The organism is Serratia sp. 22278, assembly GCF_052045405.1.
Classification (GTDB): domain Bacteria; phylum Pseudomonadota; class Gammaproteobacteria; order Enterobacterales; family Enterobacteriaceae; genus Serratia; species Serratia marcescens.
Window position 1 is genome coordinate 125394 of sequence record NZ_JBQEOW010000003.1, and the last position, 23204, is coordinate 148597.

19 protein-coding genes are annotated in these 23204 nt (G+C 61.2%); all 19 read left to right on the forward strand.

Annotated features, from left to right (window positions below):
* Nucleotides 1-2: 2 nt before the first annotated feature.
* The 19 genes from ACTJJ6_RS07930 (at nucleotide 3) to ACTJJ6_RS08020 (ending at nucleotide 23150) form a co-directional block, all read left to right on the forward strand.
* Entirely contained in the window at nucleotides 3-1301 is a 1299-nt protein-coding gene (locus ACTJJ6_RS07930; protein ID WP_440803229.1) for a flippase, read from the forward strand.
* Nucleotides 1282-2130, forward strand: a complete 849-nt coding sequence (locus ACTJJ6_RS07935) for an ATP-grasp fold amidoligase family protein (protein WP_028127496.1) — start codon at nucleotides 1282-1284, stop codon at nucleotides 2128-2130. The genes ACTJJ6_RS07930 and ACTJJ6_RS07935 overlap by 20 nt, the downstream gene beginning before the upstream one ends.
* Nucleotides 2131-2136: 6 nt before the next feature.
* The gene (locus ACTJJ6_RS07940) at nucleotides 2137-3291 is read left to right on the forward strand and encodes a hypothetical protein (protein WP_028127495.1); all 1155 of its coding nucleotides are present in this window, start codon (nucleotides 2137-2139) and stop codon (nucleotides 3289-3291) included.
* A 3-nt stretch (nucleotides 3292-3294) separates the two neighbouring features.
* A complete protein-coding gene (locus ACTJJ6_RS07945) occupies nucleotides 3295-4200 on the forward strand; it encodes a glycosyltransferase family 2 protein (RefSeq protein ID WP_016927357.1) in 906 nt (301 codons plus the stop codon).
* 1 nt (nucleotide 4201) lies between these two features.
* On the forward strand, nucleotides 4202-5257 hold the full coding sequence (locus tag ACTJJ6_RS07950; protein ID WP_079449830.1) for a glycosyltransferase family 4 protein: 1056 nt from the start codon (nucleotides 4202-4204) through the stop codon (nucleotides 5255-5257).
* A gap of 7 nt (nucleotides 5258-5264) precedes the next feature.
* Complete coding sequence (locus ACTJJ6_RS07955; protein WP_015378195.1) at nucleotides 5265-6008, forward strand: glycosyltransferase family 2 protein; 744 nt, start codon at nucleotides 5265-5267, stop codon at nucleotides 6006-6008.
* A gap of 11 nt (nucleotides 6009-6019) precedes the next feature.
* A complete protein-coding gene (locus ACTJJ6_RS07960) occupies nucleotides 6020-7879 on the forward strand; it encodes a carbohydrate-binding protein CenC (RefSeq protein WP_053090353.1) in 1860 nt (619 codons plus the stop codon).
* 292 nt (nucleotides 7880-8171) lie between these two features.
* Nucleotides 8172-11933 (forward strand): nitrate reductase subunit alpha, encoded by a 3762-nt coding sequence (locus ACTJJ6_RS07965; RefSeq protein ID WP_197834836.1) that lies wholly within the window; start codon nucleotides 8172-8174, stop codon nucleotides 11931-11933.
* Nucleotides 11930-13474 (forward strand): nitrate reductase subunit beta, encoded by a 1545-nt coding sequence (gene narH, locus ACTJJ6_RS07970; protein ID WP_016927361.1) that lies wholly within the window; start codon nucleotides 11930-11932, stop codon nucleotides 13472-13474. Before ACTJJ6_RS07965 ends, narH begins: the two co-directional genes overlap by 4 nt.
* Nucleotides 13471-14193 (forward strand): nitrate reductase molybdenum cofactor assembly chaperone, encoded by a 723-nt coding sequence (gene narJ / locus ACTJJ6_RS07975; RefSeq protein ID WP_049299151.1) that lies wholly within the window; start codon nucleotides 13471-13473, stop codon nucleotides 14191-14193. Before narH ends, narJ begins: the two co-directional genes overlap by 4 nt.
* Nucleotides 14194-14195: 2 nt before the next feature.
* A complete protein-coding gene (narI, locus tag ACTJJ6_RS07980) occupies nucleotides 14196-14873 on the forward strand; it encodes a respiratory nitrate reductase subunit gamma (RefSeq protein ID WP_440803224.1) in 678 nt (225 codons plus the stop codon).
* A 273-nt stretch (nucleotides 14874-15146) separates the two neighbouring features.
* A complete protein-coding gene (locus ACTJJ6_RS07985) occupies nucleotides 15147-16154 on the forward strand; it encodes a 3-oxoacyl-[acyl-carrier-protein] synthase III C-terminal domain-containing protein (protein ID WP_016927364.1) in 1008 nt (335 codons plus the stop codon).
* The gene (locus ACTJJ6_RS07990) at nucleotides 16151-17167 is read left to right on the forward strand and encodes an NAD-dependent epimerase/dehydratase family protein (protein ID WP_440803222.1); all 1017 of its coding nucleotides are present in this window, start codon (nucleotides 16151-16153) and stop codon (nucleotides 17165-17167) included. Before ACTJJ6_RS07985 ends, ACTJJ6_RS07990 begins: the two co-directional genes overlap by 4 nt.
* Nucleotides 17160-17966 (forward strand): MBL fold metallo-hydrolase, encoded by an 807-nt coding sequence (locus tag ACTJJ6_RS07995; protein WP_440803220.1) that lies wholly within the window; start codon nucleotides 17160-17162, stop codon nucleotides 17964-17966. The genes ACTJJ6_RS07990 and ACTJJ6_RS07995 overlap by 8 nt, the downstream gene beginning before the upstream one ends.
* Nucleotides 17963-19249, forward strand: a complete 1287-nt coding sequence (locus tag ACTJJ6_RS08000; protein ID WP_033640061.1) for a F390 synthetase-related protein — start codon at nucleotides 17963-17965, stop codon at nucleotides 19247-19249. The genes ACTJJ6_RS07995 and ACTJJ6_RS08000 overlap by 4 nt, the downstream gene beginning before the upstream one ends.
* Complete coding sequence (locus tag ACTJJ6_RS08005; RefSeq protein ID WP_110147094.1) at nucleotides 19246-19863, forward strand: phosphatase PAP2 family protein; 618 nt, start codon at nucleotides 19246-19248, stop codon at nucleotides 19861-19863. The genes ACTJJ6_RS08000 and ACTJJ6_RS08005 overlap by 4 nt, the downstream gene beginning before the upstream one ends.
* Nucleotides 19860-20993: a sterol desaturase family protein gene (locus tag ACTJJ6_RS08010; RefSeq protein ID WP_016927369.1), complete on the forward strand. Its 1134-nt coding sequence runs from the start codon at nucleotides 19860-19862 to the stop codon at nucleotides 20991-20993. The genes ACTJJ6_RS08005 and ACTJJ6_RS08010 overlap by 4 nt, the downstream gene beginning before the upstream one ends.
* Nucleotides 20986-22068: a fatty acid desaturase family protein gene (locus ACTJJ6_RS08015; protein ID WP_016927370.1), complete on the forward strand. Its 1083-nt coding sequence runs from the start codon at nucleotides 20986-20988 to the stop codon at nucleotides 22066-22068. The genes ACTJJ6_RS08010 and ACTJJ6_RS08015 overlap by 8 nt, the downstream gene beginning before the upstream one ends.
* Nucleotides 22065-23150, forward strand: a complete 1086-nt coding sequence (locus ACTJJ6_RS08020; RefSeq protein ID WP_049299155.1) for an acyl-CoA desaturase — start codon at nucleotides 22065-22067, stop codon at nucleotides 23148-23150. The genes ACTJJ6_RS08015 and ACTJJ6_RS08020 overlap by 4 nt, the downstream gene beginning before the upstream one ends.
* The last annotated feature ends 54 nt before the right edge of the window (nucleotides 23151-23204 follow it).

Genomic DNA, 23204 nt, shown 5'->3' on the forward strand with positions numbered 1-23204 from the left:
GGGTGAAGGCCATTATCACCAATGCCCTGTGGCTGATGCTGGAACGCGTTTCGCTTAGCCTGTCCGGCATCTTCGTCTCCATTTACGTTGCGCGCTATCTGGGGCCCGCCCAGTTTGGCGCTCTCAACTATCTGTTGGCGACGATCGCCATCGTGGTGCCGCTGGTGCAGCTGGGCGCCGACAGCATCATTTTCAACCGCGTCGCCCGCCGCCCGCCGAGCGGCATTCGCCTGATGTTGGCTTCGATGCGTTTGCGCCGCCGGCTGTTCCTGGTGGTGGCGCTGCCGATGCTGATATGGAGCTATTTCAGCCAGCCGCCAGCCGGTCAACTGATGACGCTGTTGCTGCTTATCAGCGCCTATTTCTCGATTCAGGACGTGTACAAAATTTATTACGATGCCCGCCTGCAGTCGAAACGCAATACGCTGATCAACAACCTGGCGCTGCTGTTGTCGATCGGACTGCGGCTGGCGCTGGTGAGCGCCGCGCTGCCGCTGGTGTGGTTCGCGGTACCCTACATCCTCAGCAGCGCCGTACCTTATCTGGTGCGCCTCTGGCTATTTTGTGGGGAAGCTGCGGCCTCGCCGCGGGTTACGCCGCGCCAGGCCGGGCGCTATGGCCGTTATTTGCTGAGAGTGGGCCTGCCGTTGGCCATCTCCAGTCTGGCGATAGTGATTTATACCCGCATCGATCAAATCATGCTGGGCAATCTGGTCGGCGAGCAGGCGGTGGGCTGGTTCAGCGCCGCGACCACCCTCAGCCAGGGGTGGGTTTTTGTGCCGATGGCGCTGATCACCTCGTTGATGCCGGGTATTGCCAACTGTCGCGACCCGTTGGAGCAGGAGTACCGCATCCGGGTGCTTTATCTGGTGGTATTGGGCCTGTCGTTGCCGGTGCTGCTGGGTCTGTGGTGGTTCGCCCACCCGGCTATTGCGCTGCTGTATGGCGCCGCTTTTCAACCGGCCGCCGACATCCTGGCTATTTGTACGCTGACCTCGCTGTTCTCAGTGATGGGGACGGTTTCGTATCGCAGCATCGTGCTGTTCGCCGGTTATCGCTTTATCGCCATCAAGATGCCGTTGGTGGCTCTGCTGAACGTGGCGATGAATCTGCTGCTGATCCCGCGTTACGGCCTGACCGGCGCTGCGGTGTCTACGCTACTGGCGGAATTCATTTCGTTCTTCGTTCTGAACAGTTTATTCCGTGGCGGGAAAATTACCCGACTGCAGCTGACCTGTTTTTACTGCCTGCCGCGTCTTGTCAGCAAATTAAGGAGAGAGCATGTTAAACACCCTGGTTAAAAGCATTTCCAAGCGCCTGCCCGATGCCTGGCACCATCAGGTTAAATACGCGCTCTATTTCAAAAAATTGCCGCACCTGTCAAAACCGACCGGCTTCAGCGAAAAGATCATGCGCCGCAAAATTTATCCGCGCAGCATCTACACCACCTTGTCGGACAAATACAAGGTCCGCGAATTTATTGCCGGCCTGTGGGGCGAAGAGTATCTGGTGGAGCTGTATGCGCATGGCACTGAACTCAGCTACGACACGTTCAGGCAGTTGCCAGACGCCTTCGTGCTGAAGGCCAACCATGGCAGCGGCTATAACCGGTTGGTGTTCGACAAGCAACAGGTTAGCTACGCGGAATTGTACGATCTCAGCAGTTCGTGGATGCGCAGCAACTTTTACGAGCAGAGTCGCGAAAAGCATTATCTGGACATCGAACCCTGCATCATGGTGGAACGCATGTTGCTGGATGGTGAGCAGGTGCCGAACGATATCAAATTTCATTGTTTCAACGACAACCATGAAATTCGCATGTTTATCCAGGTGGATTACCAGCGTTTCGGCACCCATCGGCGCGATATTTTTGATCTCGACTGGAACCGCACCGAAATCCGCATCAACTTGCCGAATGCCGACGAACCGATGCCGCGACCTACGCGGCTGGAAGAAATGACGCGTTTGGCTCGCCAGGTTGCGCAGCAGTTCTCTTATGTCCGCGTGGATTTCTACCAGGTCGGTGAGAAGGTCTATTTCGGTGAATTGACGTTTACGCCTGGTGCGGGATTAAGCAAGCTTAAGCCGGAAAACATCGAGCAGGAATGGGGCAGTTATTTTACTGAGTAAACGCTTATGCAGAGAGTCGCCTCCAATTTTCACATGCATGCCAATGTTGGTTATAATCAGTCGCGGGATTTGGTCAATCAATCAATCATATTGACCTTCCTGTTGATCTTTTTCGTGAAAACTTTCCTGACCTCGGGATCGTTCAACAGCGAGCTGATTAATAAAACTGTGATGGGGCTCAATGCCCTGATGTTGCTCTATGTCGGCTATGCATTTTTCATCGCTACGATGGCGGAAAAAGCGGTTGCGGGTTTTTTGGTTCTGCTGTTTCTGGTTAATATCGCCACCGGACATGGCGATTACCTTTTTGGCGCGGTATTCAGCTCTGCGGTGATAATTTTATTCCGCCGCATCGAGATGGTGCGCGGCGCTGAAATGTTCGCTATCGCTTTTGTGGTTGCCGGGCTGTTGATGGTTATCCCTTATACCTTTTACACCAATGGATTTGTTTACCTTGATGAGCGCTATGGCAACAGATTAACGCTGGGTTTCGATAACCCGAATACCTTGGCGTATTATTCTTTTGCCTTGTTCGCTATGCTGCTGTGCCTGATCGACCATGCGAAATTAACGCGTGGAATGAAAAATATCGCCTCACTGGCGGTGTCGGCGTTAATTATCCCGGTGCTGATGTATTCCTATTCCCGCACCTGTTTTATGTTGGCACTGTTGATGTTGTTGCTGTTTTGGCTGGCGCCGCTGTTGCGTTTTACCCCCAATAGAAAAGTCTGCATTGCGCTGACGTTGGCCATCGTAGGCTTCCAGTTCGCCAGCGTTATACGCTGGGGGAGCAATCCGGCATTGGATGCGCTGTTGAACCAAGCGTTGACCGGGCGCATCTGGTTCTCCTGGCAGATGTTTCAGGCGGTGGGGCTACCCAATCCGCTGTTCGGCATGAATATCGAACCCTATAAGCCGGTCGATTTCTTCTTCATCGCCATGTTTTATTCGGCTGGTGGGATCGCCTCTGTTGTCATGCTTTTTTGTTATTTTCACCTGTTGGGTAATATGCGCAGGCTGAGTCGATTCATGCGCTGGGTGGTGGTTGTTTTTCTGCTGACAACTTTTACGGAAACCTATTTTTTGGTCCCGGTATTTAACGTGTCGTTATTGCTGCTTTGCCGTGGAAAAGAAATGATAAATTCTAAGTTGGAGGGTTAAGAAATGGATTTCTCGATCGTGATCCCTATTTATAATAGTGCGCGTTACCTGCCTAAAACTCTGAAGCGGATTTTCAGCGCTTGCCAAGGGTTCGACTATCAGGTGATTTTGGTTGATGATTGCTCTGACGAGGATGATATCAAATATATTCGCCAGATGGCGGCGACTAATAGCAACGTGATGCTACATGAGAAAAAACAGAAGAGCAATGCGGCGGTATCGCGCAACCTGGGCGCCAATTTAGCGCAATCGGAGATCGTGTTTTTTCTCGATTCGGATGATTACTTTACTACCAACTATATTATTCGCCGCATGAAGAAGCATGAAGATCGCCATATTGATATTATCTTCGGTAATTATGCAGAGGTGAGCGGCGATTCGGTACGCGACTTCAACTTTCACTACAAATCCGGTTCTTCCGGCGAGGATTTTCTTTTTCTGGAAATGGGCGATATTCGGTCATCCACCATCAGCATGCGTAAAAAAAGCGATCGCCGCTTTTTATTTCCCGAGTTTCTCAACAAGCATCAGGATTGGGGCTTTCTGGTCAACGCCACCAATTTGGGCGCGCAAGTGGCGTATGACGCCGGTGGCGGGGTGTTTCTCGACGTGGGGCGTTACGGACGCATGACGGCGAAGCTTAATCTGGAGGCCAGCGACCGCTTTATCAATACCTTCCTCAGCCCCAGCGATCGCCATATCAGCGGATTCGCCTGCAAGCACCTGCTGGCCTCGCTGTATTCGGAAAACGCCCAGGCGTTCAATTATTACTCGTCGCGCATCGTGCGGCACAGCCTGAGCGGCAAGTTCAAGATGATTAAATGGTATGGCGATTGTCTGACGCGGCTGGGGTTGTTCTCGGTTGGCGGCCGACTGTTGCGCAATGTGCGCCAGGGATTCAGGAGATGATATGCAAGCACGCAAGGTAATCATCGTCATCGAAAATATGGCGGGCAAGGGCGGCACTGAACGGGTCGCCAGCGGTTTGGCCAATGCGCTGGCGCGTCTGCCGAATTACGAGGTGGCGGTGTTTTCGCTGTGTGGCGAGCGGAGCTTCTTTCCGCTGGCGAGCGACGTCCGGCTACGCTGTGGCGGCGGCGATTCGCTGTTCTGGCCATGGCGGCTGGCGTTCGCACTGCGGCGTGAACGCGCGGACGCGATCATTACCGTTTCCATGGGAAAACTGTCGGTGGTGATGACGCCTTTTCTACGTTTGTTCTGTGCCCGCAGCCGGCTGTTATTGAGCGAGCACGTCAGCTTTCACCAGTATCCGCGCGTATTTAAATGGCTGAAGTTGTTGGTTTACCGGTTGGGCGATCGCGTGATTTTCCTGACGCGGCAAGATCGCGACGCCATCGCTCGCTGGGTGGGCGCCGGGAAATGCCGGGTGATCGAGAACGTTTCGCCGTTCGGCGCACAGGCGCCGACGCCGGCGCTGCAGGAAAAGGTGGCGCTGGCGGTGGGGCGGTTGAGCAATCAGAAAGGCTTCGATCGTCTGATCGCGCTGTGGCGCGGGGTGGCGGCGCAAATGCCGGATTGGCGGCTGTTGATTATTGGCGACGGCCCTGAGCGTGACGCACTGCGGCGGCAGATTAAAGGCGCCGGGCTGGAGCGGCAGGTGAGCCTGCTGCCGGCCACCGCCGACGTGGCGGCCTATTATCGCCAGGCCAGTCTGTATTTGATGACGTCGCGCTATGAGGGGTTGCCGATGGTGCTGATCGAAGCCATGAGTTTCGGCCTGCCGTTGGTGGCCTACGATTGCAAGACCGGCCCGGCCGAGCTGATAGACAACGGCGTCAACGGCTATCTGGTGCCCGATGACGATGCCGCCGCCTTCAGCGAAGGCGTGCTCGAACTGATGCGCGACCCGGACCTGCGCGATCGCTTTTCTGTCGCCGCGCTAGATAAGTCTCGCCGTTTTTCTCCCGAACGTATTTATCCCCAGTGGCAACAGCTCATTGAGTGAGGACAGAATGGAAAAGATATCCGTGATAATGCCCGCCTACAACGCGGCAAACTCTATCAAAGAATCGATCCTTGGCGTGCTGAATCAGCAATTTACCGACTATCACCTGTATGTGATCGATGATGCGTCCACCGACAACACCGCCGAGGTGGTGCGGCCGTTTATCCACGATCGCCTCACCTATATACGCAATGAGCATAACCAGGGCGTGGCGGAAACGCGCAACATCGGCATTGAGGCGGCGAGCGGGGACTATATCGCCTTCTGCGACAGTGATGACGTATGGCTCCCCAACAAGCTGTCGCGCCAGGCGAGCATTTTGCAAACCCGCCGCTATGACGTGGTGTGTTCCCATTATTACACCTTCGAAGACGACCTGAAATTGATCAAAAACACCCGTGGTGCGGATGAGCTTATCGGCTATCAGGACATGTTGAAAAGCAACTGGATCGGCAATCTCACCGGCATCTATAACCAGAAGCGCATCGGTAAGGTATATCAGCAAAAAGTGGGGCATGAGGACTACTTGATGTGGCTGGCGGTGCTGCAGAAGGCGCGTAACGGCCTGGCCTACTGCATTCCCGAACCGCTGGCCTGTTACCGGTTGTCTACCCATTCGCTGTCGGGCAACAAAATCCGCGCTGCGGACTGGCAATGGCGGATTTACCGTCAGCATTTGGGGCTGTCTTACCAGAAATCCTGCTATTTGTTCGCCACCTATCTGTTCAATGCCGTGGTGAAAAGGAAATGACCATAAGGGGGATGTATCAGCGGGCGGCTCTGGGCTGTTGCGCCTTGTGGGGCGCAGCGGCTCTGGCGCAGAACTGCCAACCCAATCTGTTGACCAACCCCGGCTTTGAGCAGGGGCTCAGCGGCTGGCGAGCGCAGGGCGCGCAGGCCGACGGCGATACGCACAGTGGCAGGGGGAGTCTGCGTTATGACAATGCAGATATAGCGCGATACCGTACCTTCAACCAGGCGCTGCAGGTTGAGCCCGGACAGACGATAGATTTCGGCGTCTGGCTCAAGACCCGCGGCGTGCGCGGGCAAAGCCGCGACGGCGGGGCTGGGGTTTATCTGCAGAGCTTTGATGCGCAGGGGCGCTTTCTGGAAGGCAGTTATCCGGCTGGGGTGACCGGCGACAGCGGCTGGCGGCAGGTGAACGCCAGCTATACCGTGCCGCCGCAGGCGGCGCGAATCACTTTTGGCGTTTATCTGCGTAAGGGGAGCACCGGTACCGCCTGGTTTGACGACGCCTATGCGTGTGCTCGCGCGTCTATGCCGGCGTTGTATCAGCTCGGCGCGTCGGCGCAGGGAAAGGTCGACACGTTGGTCGTCACTGCGCAGCCGCAGCATTTGCAGGTCGACAGCGAATTGCTCAATGCCGAGGGGCAGGTTGTTCACCGTAGCCGCGACCGTTATCAGGTTGAAGGGCAGCGCCGTATCGAATACCAACCGCCGGCCGGCCTGGCACAGGGGGAATACCGCCTGCGTCAGCAGGTCACCGGTCAGCAATCCCAGCCGGCACAGGGCAGCGAGCTGTCTTTTCGCGTCGGGCAGCCTGCGGCCAAAGTCGCGATCGACAGCGAAGGCTTTACCCTGCGCGATGGTCAACGGCTTTTCCCGTTGGGCATTTACGCCAACGTGGCTACCGATGAGCATTTGGCGCGCATCGCCTCGGCGGGATTCAACACGGTGCTGAATTATGATTATGGGGAAAAGAAAGATCCTTACGCCTTTTTCCGCAACGCAGGCAAGCGCGGGCTGCTGGTCATTTACTCCGTCAAAGATCAGTACCGCGGCAGCCGCTTCGCGCCGGCCGCGCGCGGTGGCGACTACGCGGCGATGACGGCCTGGTACGTGCAGCGCTTGCGCTCTCAGCCCAACCTGCTCGCCTGGTACATCAACGATGAACTGGGGCCGGAATATCTCGATAAGATCGAGGAAAAAAACCTGCAAATAAAGCGGCTTGACGGCGATCATCCCACCTTCCAGGTGTTGAACAAAACCGGGGAGTTGGACGCCTACTTTAACAGCAGCGACATTTTGGCGACCGACCCTTACCCTGTGGGGAACGATCGCGATCTGACGCGCACGACGCGTTATACCGAACTGACGGTGCAGGCCGCCCGCCAGGCACGCGGAGCCTGGGTGGTGATGCAAATCATGGATCACGCCGCTTATGACGCCAGCCGCAAGCCACATCCGCCGTCAGAGGCGGAAATTCGCAATCAGGCCTGGCAGGCGCTGATCGGCGGCGCCAAGGGGCTGTTGTTTTATTCTTATACCGATCTGTTTTATAAGCGTAAAACCGGCCGCTTCGACCAACGGGAGTTTGACGCCACCTGGCGTGGCGTGGCTGCCGTGTCGCAGCAAATCGCCGCCTTCACCCCTTATCTGCTGACGGGAAAATCGACGCCGCTGGCGGGAAGCGACCCGCAAATGCCGGCGCGGATGTTTATTCTGGGCGATCGCGCCTTGCTGTTGGTAGCCAATCCTTACTATCGAGAGGGAAGCACCCGCTTGCGCCTTCCGGCGGGTTGGCGGCAGCAGGGAGAGGGCACGGAGGTCAAGCTGACGTTGCCCGCCGTGGGTACCGCGACGCTGTGGCTTCAACGCTGAAAGCGACGAGTCAGCATCACGCGGGAGGTTTCTCCCGCGTCCTACCCCCAAATACCCCGCCTTGCCTCCCAGCTGTCCGCCTTCATCTTGATATTCTCCTTTATTCATTTTAATTCAATTAATTAACCTAATTTATCGCACCTATACTTTGGTGGTATTTCACCCCCGACGCGCGCGTCGCCTCCCGCTTTCTCTTGATCGCAATCAATTTGCCGCCGGTTGGCCGTCAGTAGGCTGGCGGCAGATTGAGCATGTCTTCTTATAACGACAAGAGCCTTCAGGAGCATTCCGGATGAGCAAATTTTTAGACCGTTTCCGCTATTTCAAGCAGTTGGCGGAGCCTTTTTCTGGCGAGCACGGCCAGACCTTGAACACTAACCGCGACTGGGAAGACGGCTACCGCAGCCGTTGGCAGCACGACAAAGTGGTGCGTTCCACCCACGGCGTGAACTGCACCGGTTCCTGCAGTTGGAAAATCTACGTGAAGAATGGTCTGGTGACCTGGGAAACCCAGCAAACCGACTATCCGCGCACCCGTCCCGATCTGCCCAACCATGAACCGCGCGGCTGCCCGCGCGGCGCCAGTTACTCCTGGTACCTGTACAGCGCTAACCGGCTGAAATACCCGCTGATGCGCAAGCGTCTGCTCAAACTGTGGCGCGAAGCGAAAGCGCAGCACAGCGATCCGGTCGCGGCCTGGGGCTCTATCGTCGGCGATGCGGAAAAAGCCAAAAGTTACAAGGTGGCGCGCGGCCGCGGCGGTTTCGTCCGCTCCAGCTGGCAAGAGGTCAATGAACTGATCGCCGCCGCCAACGTCTATACCGCCAAAACCTTCGGCCCTGACCGCATTATCGGCTTCTCGCCGATCCCGGCGATGTCGATGGTGTCCTACGCCGCCGGCGCCCGCTACCTGTCGCTGATCGGCGGTGCCTGCCTGAGCTTCTACGACTGGTATTGCGATCTTCCGCCGGCCTCGCCGATGACCTGGGGCGAGCAGACCGACGTGCCGGAATCCGCCGACTGGTACAACTCCTCTTACATTATCGCCTGGGGCTCCAACGTGCCGCAGACGCGCACCCCGGACGCCCACTTCTTTACCGAAGTGCGTTACAAGGGCACCAAAACCGTGGCGGTGACGCCGGACTATGCCGAAGTCGCCAAGCTGTGCGACCACTGGCTGAATCCGAAGCAGGGCACCGACAGCGCGATGGCGCTGGCGATGGGTCACGTGATGCTGAAAGAGTTCCATCTCGATCGCGAAGTCGGCTACTTCCGCGACTATGTGCGCCGTTATACCGACATGCCGATGCTGGTGCTGCTGGAGCCGCGTGAAGGCGGCCACTACGCCGCCGGCCGCCTGCTGCGCGCCGCCGATCTGGTGGACGGATTGGGCCAGGAAAACAACCCCGAGTGGAAAACCGTCGCTATCGACAGCCGCAGCGGCGATCTGGTGGCGCCGCAGGGCTCCATCGGTTTCCGCTGGGGCGAGAAGGGCAAGTGGAACCTGGAACAGCGTGAAGGCAAGGCGCAACAGGAAGTCGAGTTGCAGCTCAGCCTGTTGGGCATGCATGACGACGTCGCCGAGGTGGGTTTCCCGTACTTCGGCGGCGCCGACAGCGAGCATTTCAACAGCGTGGCGCTGGACGAGATCCTGCTGCACAAGCTGCCGGTGAAACGCCTGCGGCTGGCGGACGGCAGCGAAGCGCTGGTGACCAGCGTGTACGATCTGACGCTGGCCAATTACGGCCTGGAGCGCGGGTTGGGCGACGCCAACTGCGCCGCCGACTATGACGAGGTCAAGGCTTACAGCCCGGCCTGGGCCGAGCAGATCACCGGCGTATCGCGCCACAACATCATCCGCATTGCCCGCGAGTTCGCGGAAAACGCCGAGAAGACCCACGGCCGTTCGATGATCATCGTCGGCGCCGGCGTCAACCACTGGTATCACATGGACATGACCTACCGCGGCCTGATCAATATGCTGATCTTCTGCGGTTGCGTCGGCCAGAGCGGCGGCGGCTGGGCGCACTACGTCGGCCAGGAAAAACTGCGGCCGCAAACCGGCTGGCTGCCGCTGGCGTTCGGCCTCGACTGGCAGCGCCCGCCGCGCCACATGAACAGCACCTCGTTCTTCTACAACCATTCCAGTCAATGGCGCTATGAAACCGTCGGCACCGACGAGCTGCTGTCGCCGCTGGCGGACAAGTCGCGCTTCGGCGGCAGCCTGATCGACTTTAACGTGCGCGCCGAACGAATGGGCTGGCTGCCGTCTGCGCCGCAGCTGGGCGCTAACCCGCTGCGCCTGGCGGAGCAGGCACGCGCGGCCGGCCAATCGCCGGTCGAATTTACCGTCGACAGCCTGAAGAACGGCTCGCTGGGCTTCGCCGCCGAGCAGCCGGACAATCCGCAGAACTTCCCGCGTAACCTGTTCGTCTGGCGATCCAACCTGCTGGGCTCCTCCGGCAAGGGCCATGAGTACATGCTCAAATACCTGTTGGGCACCGAAAATGGCATCCAGGGGAAAGATCTCGGCCAGCAGGGCGGCGTGATGCCGCAGGAAGTGGAATGGCGCGAGCAGGGCGGCGAAGGCAAGCTGGATCTGGTGGTGACGCTCGATTTCCGCATGTCGAGCACCTGCCTGTACTCCGACGTGGTGCTGCCGACCGCCACCTGGTACGAAAAAGACGACATGAACACCTCCGACATGCACCCGTTCATTCATCCGCTGTCGGCGGCGGTCGATCCGGCCTGGGACTCGAAGAGCGACTGGGAAATCTACAAGGGCATCGCCAAGGCCTTCTCCGAGGTGTGCGTCGGCCATCTGGGCCAGGAAACCGACGTGGTGACCCTGCCTATCCAGCACGACTCCGCCGCCGAGCTGGCGCAGCCTTACGGCGTACAGGACTGGAGGAAGGGCGAATGCGATCTGATCCCCGGTAAAACCGCGCCGCACATCATCGCGGTGGAGCGTGATTACCCGGCCACCTACGAGCGCTTTACCTCACTGGGGCCGCTGCTGGACAAACTGGGCAACGGCGGCAAGGGCATCAGTTGGAACACCCAAACCGAGGTCGACTTCCTCAAGCAGCTTAACTACGTCAAGGCCGACGGCCCGGCGGCGGGGCGGCCGAAGATCGAGAGCGCGATAGACGCGGCGGAAGTGATCCTGTCGCTGGCGCCGGAAACCAACGGCCAGGTGGCGGTGAAAGCCTGGGAAGCCCTGAGCAACGTCACCGGCCGCGATCACCGGCATCTGGCGCTGAACAAGGAAGACGAGAAAATTCGCTTCCGCGACATTCAGGCGCAGCCGCGCAAAATCATCTCCAGCCCGACCTGGTCCGGTCTGGAGGACGAACACGTTTCCTATAACGCCTGCTACACCAACGTGCACGAGCTGATCCCGTGGCGCACCCTCAGCGGCCGTCAACAGCTGTATCAGGACCATGAGTGGATGCGTGCCTTCGGTGAAAGCCTGCTGGTATACCGGCCGCCGATCGACACCCGCGCCGCGCAGCCGCTGCTGAACAGCAAGCCGAACGGCAACAAGGAGAAGGCGCTGAACTTCCTGACGCCGCACCAGAAGTGGGGCATTCACTCCACCTACAGCGACAACCTGCTGATGCTGACGCTGTCGCGCGGCGGCCCGATCGTCTGGCTGAGCGAAGACGACGCCAAAGATCTGGGCATTGCGGACAACGACTGGATCGAGGCCTTCAACGCCAACGGCGCGCTGACGGCGCGCGCGGTGGTGAGCCAGCGTATCCCGGCCGGCATGACCATGATGTACCACGCACAGGAGCGCATTGTGAATCTGCCGGGCTCGGAGATCACTTGCCAACGCGGCGGCATCCACAACTCGGTGACCCGCGCCTGTCCGAAGCCGACCCACATGATCGGCGGCTATGCGCAGTTGGCCTACGGCTTCAACTACTACGGCACCGTCGGTTCCAACCGCGACGAGTTCGTGGTGGTGCGCAAGATGAACCGCATTGATTGGTTGGACGACGAAGGCAACGACTACGCGCAGGGCAGTCAGCAGGAGAACAGCAAATGAAAATTCGTTCGCAAGTCGGCATGGTGCTGAATCTGGACAAGTGCATCGGTTGCCACACCTGTTCGGTCACCTGCAAAAACGTCTGGACCAGCCGCGAGGGTATGGAGTACGCCTGGTTCAATAACGTGGAAAGCAAGCCCGGCGTCGGGTATCCGCACGCCTGGGAAGATCAGGAAAAATGGAAGGGCGGCTGGATCCGTAAAATCAACGGCAAGCTGGAGCCGCGCATGGGCAGCCGCGTCGGCGTATTGTCGAAAATCTTCGCCAACCCGGACGTGCCGGCGCTGGACGACTACTACGAGCCGTTCGATTACGACTACCAGCATCTGCACACCGCCAAACAGGGCAAGCACCAGCCGGTGGCGCGCCCGCGCTCGCTGATCACCGGGCAGCGCATGAACAAGATCGAAAGCGGCCCGAACTGGGAAGAGATCCTCGGCGGGGAGTTCGAAAAACGTTCGCAGGACAAGAACTTCGACAACCTGCAGAAGGCGATGTACGGCCAGTTCGAAAACACCTTCATGATGTATCTGCCGCGCCTGTGCGAACACTGCCTCAACCCGGCCTGCGTCGCCACCTGCCCGAGCGGGGCGATCTACAAGCGCGGCGAAGACGGCATCGTGCTGATCGACCAGGACAAGTGCCGCGGCTGGCGCATGTGCCTGACTGGCTGCCCGTACAAGAAAATCTATTTCAACTGGAAAAGCGGCAAGTCCGAGAAGTGCATCTTCTGTTACCCGCGTATCGAAGCCGGCCAGCCGACGGTTTGTTCGGAGACCTGCGTGGGCCGCATCCGCTATCTCGGCGTGCTGCTGTACGACGCCGATCGCATCGAGCAGGCGGCGGCGGTGGAGAACGACAAGGATCTGTACCAGAGTCAGCTCGATATTTTCCTCGATCCGCATGATCCGAAGGTGATTGCTCAGGCGCTGGCGGACGGCGTGCCGCAGGGCGTCATTGAAGCCGCTCAGCAGTCGCCGGTGTACAAAATGGCGATGGACTGGAAGCTGGCGCTGCCGCTGCACCCGGAATACCGCACGTTGCCGATGGTGTGGTACGTGCCGCCGTTGTCACCGATTCAATCGGCCGCCGACGCCGGCGAGCTGGCGCACAGCGGCGTATTGCCGGACGTCGAGAGCCTGCGCATCCCGGTGCAGTATCTGGCGAACCTATTGACCGCCGGCGATACCGAGCCGGTGCTGCTGGCGCTGAAACGCATGCTGGCGATGCGCCACTACAAGCGGGCGGAAACCGTCGACGGCGTGGTGGACACCAGCGCGCTGGAGCAGGTCGGTCTGAGTGAAGCGCAGGCGCAGGAGATGTATCGCTACCTGGCGATCGCCAACTATGAAGATCGCTTCGTGGTGCCGTCGAGCCACCGTGAGCTGGCGCGCGAAGCCTTCCCGGAAAGCAAGGGGTGCGGCTTCAGCTTCGGCGACGGCTGCCACGGCAGCGATGGCAAGTTCAATCTGTTCAACAGCCGCCGTATCGATGCCATCGACGTGACCGCGAAAACCGCGCGGCCGGAGGATGCCTCATGATCAGCCTGAAAGTGATCGCCCGCCTGCTGGATTACCCGGAGCAGGCGCTGTTTGACCATCAGCAGGCGCTGATCGAAGCGCTGGAGCCGGCCAGCGAGCTGGATCTGCACCACAGCGCGCAGCTGATTCTGTTTATCCGCCGCCTGTGCGCGCGCCCGTTGCTGGACGCGCAGGCTGACTATTGCGAACTGTTCGATCGCGGCCGCGCCACCTCGCTGCTGCTGTTTGAGCATGTGCACGGCGAGTCGCGCGATCGCGGCCAGGCGATGGTTGACCTGATGGCGCAGTACCACGCCGCCGGGCTGGAGATCGACAGCCGTGAGCTGCCGGACTTCCTGCCGCTGTACCTGGAGTATTTGGCCAGCCGCAGCGCGGCGCAGGCGCGGGAAGGGCTGCGGGACATCGCGCCGATCCTGGCGCTGCTGGGCGCGCGTTTGCAGCAGCGCGAAAGCCCGTACGCGGTGCTGTTTGATCTGCTGCTGGCGCTGTCCGGCAGCGAGGTGCAGGCCCAGGCGCTGGAGACGCAGGTGGCGCAAGAGGCGCGCGACGATACGCCGCAGGCGCTGGATGCGGTGTGGGAAGAGGAGCAGATCAAGTTTCTCGGCGAACAAGGCTGCGCCTCCGCCCAGCAGACGGCGCACCAGCGCCGCTTCGCCGGCGCGGTGGCGCCACAGTATCTGGACCTGACGGATGCGTTAACCGGAACCAAAGGACGCTAATCATGCAATTTTTGAATCAGTTCTTCTTCGATATCTACCCTTATCTGGCCGGCGCGGTGTTCCTGATCGGCAGCTGGCTGCGTTACGACTACGGGCAGTACAGCTGGCGCGCCGGCTCCAGCCAGATGCTGGATAAAAAGGGCATGAGGCTGGCGTCCAACCTGTTCCACATCGGCATTATCGGCATCTTCGCGGGCCACTTCCTCGGCATGCTGACGCCGCACTGGATGTATGAGGCCTTCCTGCCGATCGACGTGAAGCAGAAGCTGGCGATGATCGCCGGCGGCGCCTGCGGCCTGATGACGCTGATCGGCGGCGCGCTGTTGCTGAAGCGCCGGTTGACCAACCCGCGGGTACGCGTCACCAGCAGCTTCGCCGACATCATGATCCTGACGTTGTTGGTGGTGCAGGTGTGTCTGGGGCTGCTGACCATTCCGTTCTCCGCCCAGCATATGGACGGCAGCGAAATGATGAAGCTGGTGGCCTGGGCGCAGGCGGTAGTGACCTTCCACGCCGGCGCCTCTGCGCACCTGGCAGGGGTGGCGCTGATCTTCAAACTGCACATGGTGCTGGGGATGACGCTGTTCGTGCTGTTCCCGTTCTGCCGCCTGGTGCATATCTGGAGCGCGCCGGTAGAGTACCTGACCCGCCGTTATCAGCTGGTGCGCAACCGCCGCTGAGCCTGACCCCGCCGCCGCCGATCGCCAGCGGCGGCGCTATTCCGATAATTCCCCCGCCGTCTGCCCATTCTCGCCGCCTTGTCGTAAACTCACTATCTCAGTTATGTTACGCTTATGCTTCCGCCGACGGACGTCGGCCCGTGGTAGTCGATAACAAGAGATACCGCCTTGATGAAAGGCATTTTGGGACATAAAAACCGGGGATGATCCGCGTGGCCTTCGTGCCGTGCGGGAGAATCGCTTTATGGATAGTCAGGTTAATCAATAACAATAATGACCACACAATGTCGCTCACCCGAGCTGTTGCCTCTGAAAATCATCGCCACCGGGGCCGCATTGCCGCCCAACCGTGTGGCCTCCTCTACGCTCGACGCTCGCCTGGGGAAACCGGCCGGTTACGTTGAAAAACGCTCGGGCATCGTTTACCGCTATCACGCCGCCGACGACGCCAGCCAGGCCGAGCTCGCCGCCGCTGCGCTGCAAGATGCGCTGGCTCGCCGCGCCATTCCGGCAGACTCGATCGATCTGCTGATCTCCGCCTCGGCGATTTCGGTGCAGGCATTGCCGTGCACCGCCGCGCATATTCTCAAGGTGGCGGGGCTGGCGGCGGGCACGCCAGGCTTCGACATCAACAGCAGCTGCGTCAGCTTTATCTCTGCGCTGCAGGTGGCGGCGGGGCTGCTGAACGCCGGAACGTATCGGCGTATTGCCATCGTCTCAGCGGATCTCGCTTCACGCGGCATCGACTGGCAGCATGAAGAGTCGTCGCTGATCTTCGGCGACGGCGCCGCCTGCGCTATCGTAGAGCGCGGCGACGGCGCCAGCGGCATCCTCGCCAGCCTGGTGGAAACCTACCCCGGCGGCAGCGAACTTTGCGAGATCCGCGCCGGCGGCACGCGCCGCAACCCGCGCGCCGGCATGTGCGAGCAAGACTTCCTGTTTCATATGCAGGGCAAGCCGCTGTTCCGTCAGGCGTCGGCGCTGATTGAGGGCTACCTCGATCGGCTGCTGAGCGCCAGCGGCTTGACCCTGGCGCAGATCGCCACCGTGGTGCCACACCAGGCCAGCCATTTGTCGCTCGAACACATGCGCAAGCGGCTGCACGTTTCGAGCGAGGCGCTGGTAGATATCTACCGCCACCACGGCAACCAGGTGGCGGCGTCCATCCCGACGGCGCTGCATGCCGCCGTGACCACCGGGCGCTTCAACCCCGGCCAGCCGGTGATGCTGATCGGCACCGCCGCGGGGCTGGCGTTGGCCGGCATGGTGTTGCTGCCATGAGGGTGCTGGTCACCGGGGCGACCAGCGGGCTGGGGCGCAACGCGGCGCAGTGGCTGCTGGAAGCCGGACATCAGGTGCGCGCCACCGGCCGCGATGAACGGGCCGGCGAAGCGTTGCGTCAGCTGGGCGCCGAGTTTTGTGCGCTCGATCTGGCGCAGGCGACGCCGCAGCAGTGCCGGCAGTTGGTGACCGACTGCGAGTGGGTGTGGCACTGCGCGGCCAAGTCTTCCCCCTGGGGTGGCAAAGCGGAGTTTCACCGCATCAACGCCGCGGCGACGGAGAAGCTGGCGGAGGCGGCGGGGCGCAGCGGCGTGCGGCGCTTCGTGCATATCTCCACGCCGGCAATCTACTTCGATTTTCAGCCGCATTACGATCTTGACGAGGGTTACCGCGCCCGGCGCTTCGCCAATCACTATGCCGCCAGCAAGCACGCCGCCGAACAACGCCTGTTGGCGCAGGCGAAGATCTATCCGCAAACCACCTACATTATGCTGCGGCCACGCGGCCTGTTTGGCCCACACGATCGGGTGATCGTGCCGCGGCTGTTGCAGCAGCTTGAACGCGATCGCGGCGTATTGCGATTGCCCGGCGGCGGACAAGCGCTGCTGGATCTGACCTTTGCCCCCAACGTGGTGCACGCGATGGATCTGGCCAGTCGGCAGCGCGGATTGCCGTCCGGCGCCGTGTACAACATCACCAACCACCAACCGCAGCGGCTGGCGGAGATGCTGGATGCGCTGCTGCGTCAGGAGCTGGGGCTGAGTTACCGGCTGCAGGCCGTGCCCTATCCGCTGCTGCATACGCTGGCCGGCGGCATGGAGCTGTGGGCGACGTTGAGCGGCAAGGAACCGCTGCTGACGCGCTACAGCGTGGCGGCGGTGCATTTTGACATGACGCTGAACCAGACTCGTGCGATCGAAGAGTTGGGCTATCGGCCACGTTATTCGATGGAAGAGGGCATTCGTCTGACCGGCGAGTGGCTGCGGCGGCAAGGAGGCGGACAGCATGGCTAAGGTCACCGTTTTTGAAGTGGGCTATTGCACGCATATCGGCTGCATGGCGCTGCGCGGCGCCGGGTTCCGGGTATGCAAATTCCCGGCGCGCGCCTATCTGCTGGAGGTGGGGGAGCGCCGCTGGCTGTGGGATACCGGCTACGCGCGTTATTTTCAGCAGCAAACGCAGTCGGGGGTGTTCAGCCTTTATCGCCGCATGACGCCGGTCTATTTCGATCCCGCCGAGTCGCTGGCGCATCAACTGCGCGAAGCCGGTTACGCCGAGGGCGATATTCAGGCGCTGATCGTCTCGCATTTTCACGCGGACCACATCGCCGGGCTGCAGGATTTCAGCCAACTCGACTTTATTTGCTCCGGCGAAGGCTGGCGGCAAACCCGTGGATTGCGCGGTTTCGCGGCGCTGAAGCGCGCCTTTATTCCCGGCCTGATCCCGGCGGATTTCGAGAGCCGCCTGCAGTTTATGGAGGCTTTTCCCTCGGTGGCGTTGCCCGCGCTGCTGGCGCCGTTCGATCGCGGTTACGCGCTGCCGGGCAGCGAAGGGCAGATCGTGTTGGTGCCGCTGCCGGGGCATGCGGCCGGCCATATCGGCGCCTTTATTCTCACCGATGCCGGCTGGACGCTGCTGGCCAGCGACGCGGCCTGGTCGCCGCAGAGTTACCAGACGCTGCGCGGGCCTTCGCGCCTGGCCAATCTGGTGATGGACGATGCGGCGGCGTACACCCGCACGCTGGAGCGGCTCAACCAGCTGTGGGCGGGCGGGCAGGTCAACATTTTGCTGTGCCACGAGGGGGATCTGTGATCCCTTTCATGACCCTTTGGCACTATTTCCGCGCCCGGCGCCTGCGCTTTGGCGATCGTGCGGCGCTGGAGGCGCATCAGGCCCGGCAGCTTGAGAGCTTTGCCCGCCGGGTGCTGAGCAAGAGCCCCTATTTTCAGCGTTTCAGCCGCCGGCCGTTCGCCGAATGGCCGCAGATGGACAAGGCGCTGATGATGGCGCAGTTCGACCGGATGAACACCGCCGGGCTGCAGCGCGATGCGGTGCTGGCCTGCGCGCAGCGCAGCGAGGCGGATCGCGATTTCACGCCGAAGATCGGGCGCTACAGCGTCGGATTATCGTCCGGCACCTCCGGGCAGCGCGGCGTGTTTGTCGTTAGCCCGCGCGAGCAGCAGGTGTGGGCCGGCGGCATGCTGGCGAAGATGCTGCCGGACGGGCTGTTGGCCGGCGAGCGCGTTGCGCTGTTTCTGCGGGCGGACAATAATCTCTATCACAGCGTGAACAACCGTTGGCTGAGCCTGGCGTTTTACGATCTGCTTGCGCCGTTCAGCGAGCATTTGCCCGCATTGGAACGGCAGGCGCCCAGCATCATCGTGGCCCCGGCGCAGGTGCTGCGCGCCTTGGCGCTGGCGGTGCTGGCCGGGCAGGTGAAATTGCCGGTCAAAAAAGCGATCTCGGTGGCCGAGGTGTTGGAAGAGCAGGACCGCCGCCTGCTGCTGCAGGTATTTCCGGCGGTCGGCGAAGTGTATCAGGCCACCGAAGGATTTCTTGCCGCGACCTGCGCGCACGGTACGCTGCATCTGAACGAAGAGTTTTTGCATATCGAACCGCAGTGGATCGACGAACGGCGTTTTACGCCGTTGATCACCGACTTTACCCGCAGCACGCAGCCGATCGTGCGTTATCGGCTGGACGATGTACTGGTGCTGCGCAAGGAACCCTGCCCGTGCGGGCAACCGACGCGGGCGATCGCCCGTATCGAGGGGCGGCGCGACGATCAGCTGATGCTGCCCGATGCGCAGCGGCAACCGCAGGCGGTGTTCGCCGATGCCTGCAGCCGAACGATCGCCAATGCGCTGCCGCTGACCAGCGATTACCGCCTGATCCAGCGCGGCGAACGGCGGTTGGAATTGATTGCCGATTGCAGCCCGGCGGCGTTGGCGCATTGTCAGGCGCAGCTGATCGCGCTGTTCGCTCGCCAGGGCATCGCCACTGAGCGCCTCGAATGGCGGCTGACGGCGCAGACGGTACTGCCGCAGTTCGATCGCAAGCGGCGGCGCATCGTTCGCCAGGCGGAGGAAACATGAAGAATACGCTGTTCAGACTAGGGCACATGTTGCTCGGCTGGGGCACGGTCGGGGTGGTGTATAGCCTGACCGATCGCTTGCAGGGAGCGGGAACCTTGCTGCCGCCGTCGGCGCTTGACCGGGCGATCCCGTTCAGCCCCACGGCCATCTGGCTCTATCTCTCTTTCTTCCTCATCGTTCCGGCGGGCTATCTGCTGGCGCCGCTGCAGCGGGTCACATGGCTGACGCGGGCGATGCAGCTCACCGCGCTGGGCGCCGGGGCGGTTTATCTGCTGTGGCCGACCACCATGGCTTATCCGCCGAACGATGGCGTCGGGATCAGCGCGCAACTGCTGGCGGCGTTAACCCAGGTGGACTCGCCGCAGAACTGCCTGCCTTCGCTGCATATGGCGCTGACGGTGCTGGCGGTGTGGGCGCTGAGCGACGGCGAGCGCAAAGTGCGCACGGCGCTGTGGATGCTGTGGGGCGTGGCGATCGCGTTCTCGATTCTGCAACTGCGCCGGCATTTGTTTGTCGATTTGGCCGGCGGTGCGCTGCTGGCGCTGTTCGCCGGCTGGCTGGCCCTGCGCATGAACACCCTGCGCCGGCGCGCGGTTAAAGGAGAAGTGGGATGAGCGATCTGGCATTGCCGATAGTGTTCATGCTGTTCATCGTGGTGGCCGAGGCGGTGGCGCTGCAGTGGGGGCGTCGCGAGCCGGTCAACTGGCACGATCTGGTGTTCAACCTGAACTCCGGCCATATCATGCTGTGGCTGTTCCGCGGGCTGGAGATCACCTGCTACGGCTACGTGGCCGCGCATTTCAGCCTGGGGCTGCTGGACGCCTGGCCGCCGCTGTTGATGTGGCTGTTTGCTTTGCTGGCGTGGGACTTCGGTTTCTACTGGCTGCACCGTCTGCATCATCGTTTCCGCCTGCTGTGGGCGGTGCATGTGGTGCACCATCAGGGCGAGCATTTCAATCTGTCGCTGGGGGTGCGCAACTCCTGGTATTCGTCACTGACGTCGATCCCGTTCTTTTTGCTGCTGGCGCTGGCGGGCGTGCCATTGCCGGTGTTCGTTGCGGTCTCGATTTTTCACTACAGCATTCAGCTGTTCAATCACAACGCGCTGACGCCGAAGCTTGGCGTGCTGGAGAAAGTCCTGGTCACGCCGGCGCATCACCGAGTGCATCACGTCAAGGACATGGCGTATTCCAATAAGAATTTCGGCGGCAGCTTTATCTTCTGGGACAAGCTGTTCGGCACCTTCTGCCCGGCATTGCCGACCACGCCGTTCAGCTACGGCGTCAGCGGCGACAGGCCATCCGCCAACCCGTTCTGGGCGAGCAATCTGCCGTTCCTGCGCTATTTCCGTATGGCATGGCGCCCGGCGCCGGGCCGGCTACGCGACCGCCGTTCGGCGCTCAGCGTATTCAGCGGCGCCATGCTGCTGTTCTCGCTGGTGGTCGGTTACGTCTACCAATACGGTTACGGCTACGGCGACATCAGCTGGCCGCAAATGGCGCTGCTGGTGCTGCTGGCGTTGGGCTCGGTGGCGCTGGGCGGCATGACGGAAGGGCGATCTTGGGCGAGCGCCGTCTGGTTGCTGGTCGCGTTGGGCATGCCGCTGCTGTTTATCGGCTACCTCGGCTGGCCGCAGCGTTATTGGCATATCGCCATGGCCGCCGTGGCGTTGCATGCCCTGTGCGTCGCGCTGGGCTGGGGACGGGGGGCCGCACCGGCCGCCGTGGAGGAACCGCATGGCTGAAACATTGCCGCCGCTGCGTTTTCCCGCCGATGGCGAACAGGCATTCCACCGCGATCTCAAGCGCGCGGCGCACGCCTGCCTGGCGGGCGATCATCGCTATGCCGATGCCGCGCGATTGGCCAAGGCTGCGCTGTTGCTGGCGCTGTGTGCCGGGTTTTACGCGCTGAGCCTGCTGCAGCATCAGCCCTGGGCGTTTTTCCTCTGCTATTTCCTGTTCGTGGCCATGGGCATGCTGCTCAACGTCAACGTCAACCACGATGCTTCGCATAACGCCTTCTTGCGCGCGCCCTGGGCGAATCGCCTGGTGGGGCGACTGGTGACGCTGCCGCTGGGCGTCGATCCGGACTATTGGCGCACGCGGCACGTGGATTACCACCACGTCTACGCCAACGTCGAACACTACGATCTGGACACCGAAGAGAATGGCTTTTTCCGCCAGACGCCGTTCCAGCGCTGGCGACCGCATATGCGCTATCAGCATCTGTACTGGCCGCTGATCGCCGCGCTCTCTTTGCCTTACATCGCGTGGATTTTCGATTGGTCCGATCGGCTCGATAAAACGCCGCTGCGGGAAAAACGCGTGCTGGCGGGACGCGGCGGTTGGGCGTTGTTCGTGCTGAGCAAGTTGCTTCATGTGGCGCTGGTGCTGGTGGTGCCGCTGATCGTGGGCCACCAGCACGGCATCGGTTGGGGCTGGGTGTTGCTGGCCTATGCGGTCGGCCAGATGTGCGCCTCGCTGCTGGTGGTGTTCCTGCTGCTGGGCACCCACTGGGCGCAGGCCGAGTTTTACCCGGCGCCGACGGGTGACAGCATGCCGCAAGGCTGGTACCGGCACAATTTCGCCACCGCCTGCGACTGGCAACCCGAGCCGCACTGGCTGGAGCACCTGACCGGCGGGCTGAACTATCACCTGACGCATCACCTGTTCCCCGGCTGGAATCACCGCCACTACCCGGCGTTGGCCGCGGCGCTGGCGGAGGTGGCGCAGCGGCACGGCATGGCGTATCGCTGCATCGGCTATCGTGAATTGCTGGCGCAACAACAGCGCTTTTTGCGCCGGATGGGGCAGCCGTGAAACCGCTGCGTCCGTTAGCCTATCGGCGCGACGACAGCGGGTTGCACCGCGCGCTGATGCAGGCCGCCCAGCACTATCTGGCGGCCAACGGCGATCACCGTTTCGCCGACGGCGGCATGTTGGCGAAGGTGGCGCTGCTGCTGGCGCTGTGTGGCCTGTGTTACGGGCTGGGCCTGCAACAGCAGAACGGCTGGGCATTTTTCGCCTGCTATTTCGGTTTTATCTTTATCGGCATGTTCCTGACGGTGAACGTGGTGCACGACGCCTCGCACAACGCGTTTTTCCGTCGGCCCTGGGCCAACCGCGGGCTGAATGCCCTGGTGAGCGTGCCGCTGGGGCTGGATCCCGACTGCTGGCGCGTGCGGCACGTGCTGTTCCATCATGCCCATAACAACATCGAACATTACGATCCCGACATCGACGCCAATGGCGTGCTGCGGCAAACGCCGTTCCAGCGCTGGCGGCCCTTTATGCGCGCGCAGCGTTATTATTGGCCGCTGGTGGCGGCGCTGACGTTCCCGTACTACATCTGGCTGTTCGATTGGCTGGACAGGGCGGGCCGCACCCGCGTGGCGGCGCGCATGGCGCAGCAGGGCGCGCGCGGCTGGTGCGCGTTTCTGGCGGGTAAGGCGGCGCACCTGCTGCTGGCGCTGGCGATCCCGTGCTGGCTGCTGCCGCCGGCTATCGGCATCGGGCAAATTCTGCTGGTCTACTTGCTGAGCCAGATGCTTTCTTCCTTGCTGTTCGTGATGTTGATCATCGGCACCCACTGGGCCAAGGCCAACTTTTATCAGGCGCCGGCGCAGGGCGCGATGCCGCACGGCTGGTATCACCACGTGTTCGCCACCACCTTCGACTGGCTGACCCGGCCGCGCTGGCTGGGATACTGGCTCGGCGGGGCGAACCTGCATTTGACGCATCATCTGTTTCCGCACTGGAGCCACCGCCATTACCCGGCGCTGAGCCGCATCATCGGCGAGGTGGCGCCGCGTTTCGGCATCGACTACCGCCTGCTGGAACTGGAGGAGCTGCTGCGCCTGCAGCAACGTTTCCTCAGCGCGATGGGGCGTAAGCCGCAATAGCGTTGCATGCGGATTGTGCGAGGCGTTACGCAGTTCACTAATTGAACGATATTT

Coding starts and splice junctions, on each gene's coding strand:
- ACTJJ6_RS08005 (WP_110147094.1), top strand. CDS start 19,246: ATGAAGAATACGCTGTTCAGACTAGGGCACATGTTGCTCGGCTGGGGC.
- ACTJJ6_RS07960 (WP_053090353.1), top strand. CDS start 6,020: ATGTATCAGCGGGCGGCTCTGGGCTGTTGCGCCTTGTGGGGCGCAGCG.
- ACTJJ6_RS08010 (WP_016927369.1), top strand. CDS start 19,860: ATGAGCGATCTGGCATTGCCGATAGTGTTCATGCTGTTCATCGTGGTG.
- ACTJJ6_RS07990 (WP_440803222.1), top strand. CDS start 16,151: ATGAGGGTGCTGGTCACCGGGGCGACCAGCGGGCTGGGGCGCAACGCG.
- ACTJJ6_RS07935 (WP_028127496.1), top strand. CDS start 1,282: ATGTTAAACACCCTGGTTAAAAGCATTTCCAAGCGCCTGCCCGATGCC.
- ACTJJ6_RS07995 (WP_440803220.1), top strand. CDS start 17,160: ATGGCTAAGGTCACCGTTTTTGAAGTGGGCTATTGCACGCATATCGGC.
- narI (WP_440803224.1), top strand. CDS start 14,196: ATGCAATTTTTGAATCAGTTCTTCTTCGATATCTACCCTTATCTGGCC.
- ACTJJ6_RS07950 (WP_079449830.1), top strand. CDS start 4,202: ATGCAAGCACGCAAGGTAATCATCGTCATCGAAAATATGGCGGGCAAG.
- ACTJJ6_RS07965 (WP_197834836.1), top strand. CDS start 8,172: ATGAGCAAATTTTTAGACCGTTTCCGCTATTTCAAGCAGTTGGCGGAG.
- narJ (WP_049299151.1), top strand. CDS start 13,471: ATGATCAGCCTGAAAGTGATCGCCCGCCTGCTGGATTACCCGGAGCAG.
- narH (WP_016927361.1), top strand. CDS start 11,930: ATGAAAATTCGTTCGCAAGTCGGCATGGTGCTGAATCTGGACAAGTGC.
- ACTJJ6_RS07940 (WP_028127495.1), top strand. CDS start 2,137: ATGCAGAGAGTCGCCTCCAATTTTCACATGCATGCCAATGTTGGTTAT.
- ACTJJ6_RS07945 (WP_016927357.1), top strand. CDS start 3,295: ATGGATTTCTCGATCGTGATCCCTATTTATAATAGTGCGCGTTACCTG.
- ACTJJ6_RS07955 (WP_015378195.1), top strand. CDS start 5,265: ATGGAAAAGATATCCGTGATAATGCCCGCCTACAACGCGGCAAACTCT.
- ACTJJ6_RS08015 (WP_016927370.1), top strand. CDS start 20,986: ATGGCTGAAACATTGCCGCCGCTGCGTTTTCCCGCCGATGGCGAACAG.
- ACTJJ6_RS07985 (WP_016927364.1), top strand. CDS start 15,147: ATGACCACACAATGTCGCTCACCCGAGCTGTTGCCTCTGAAAATCATC.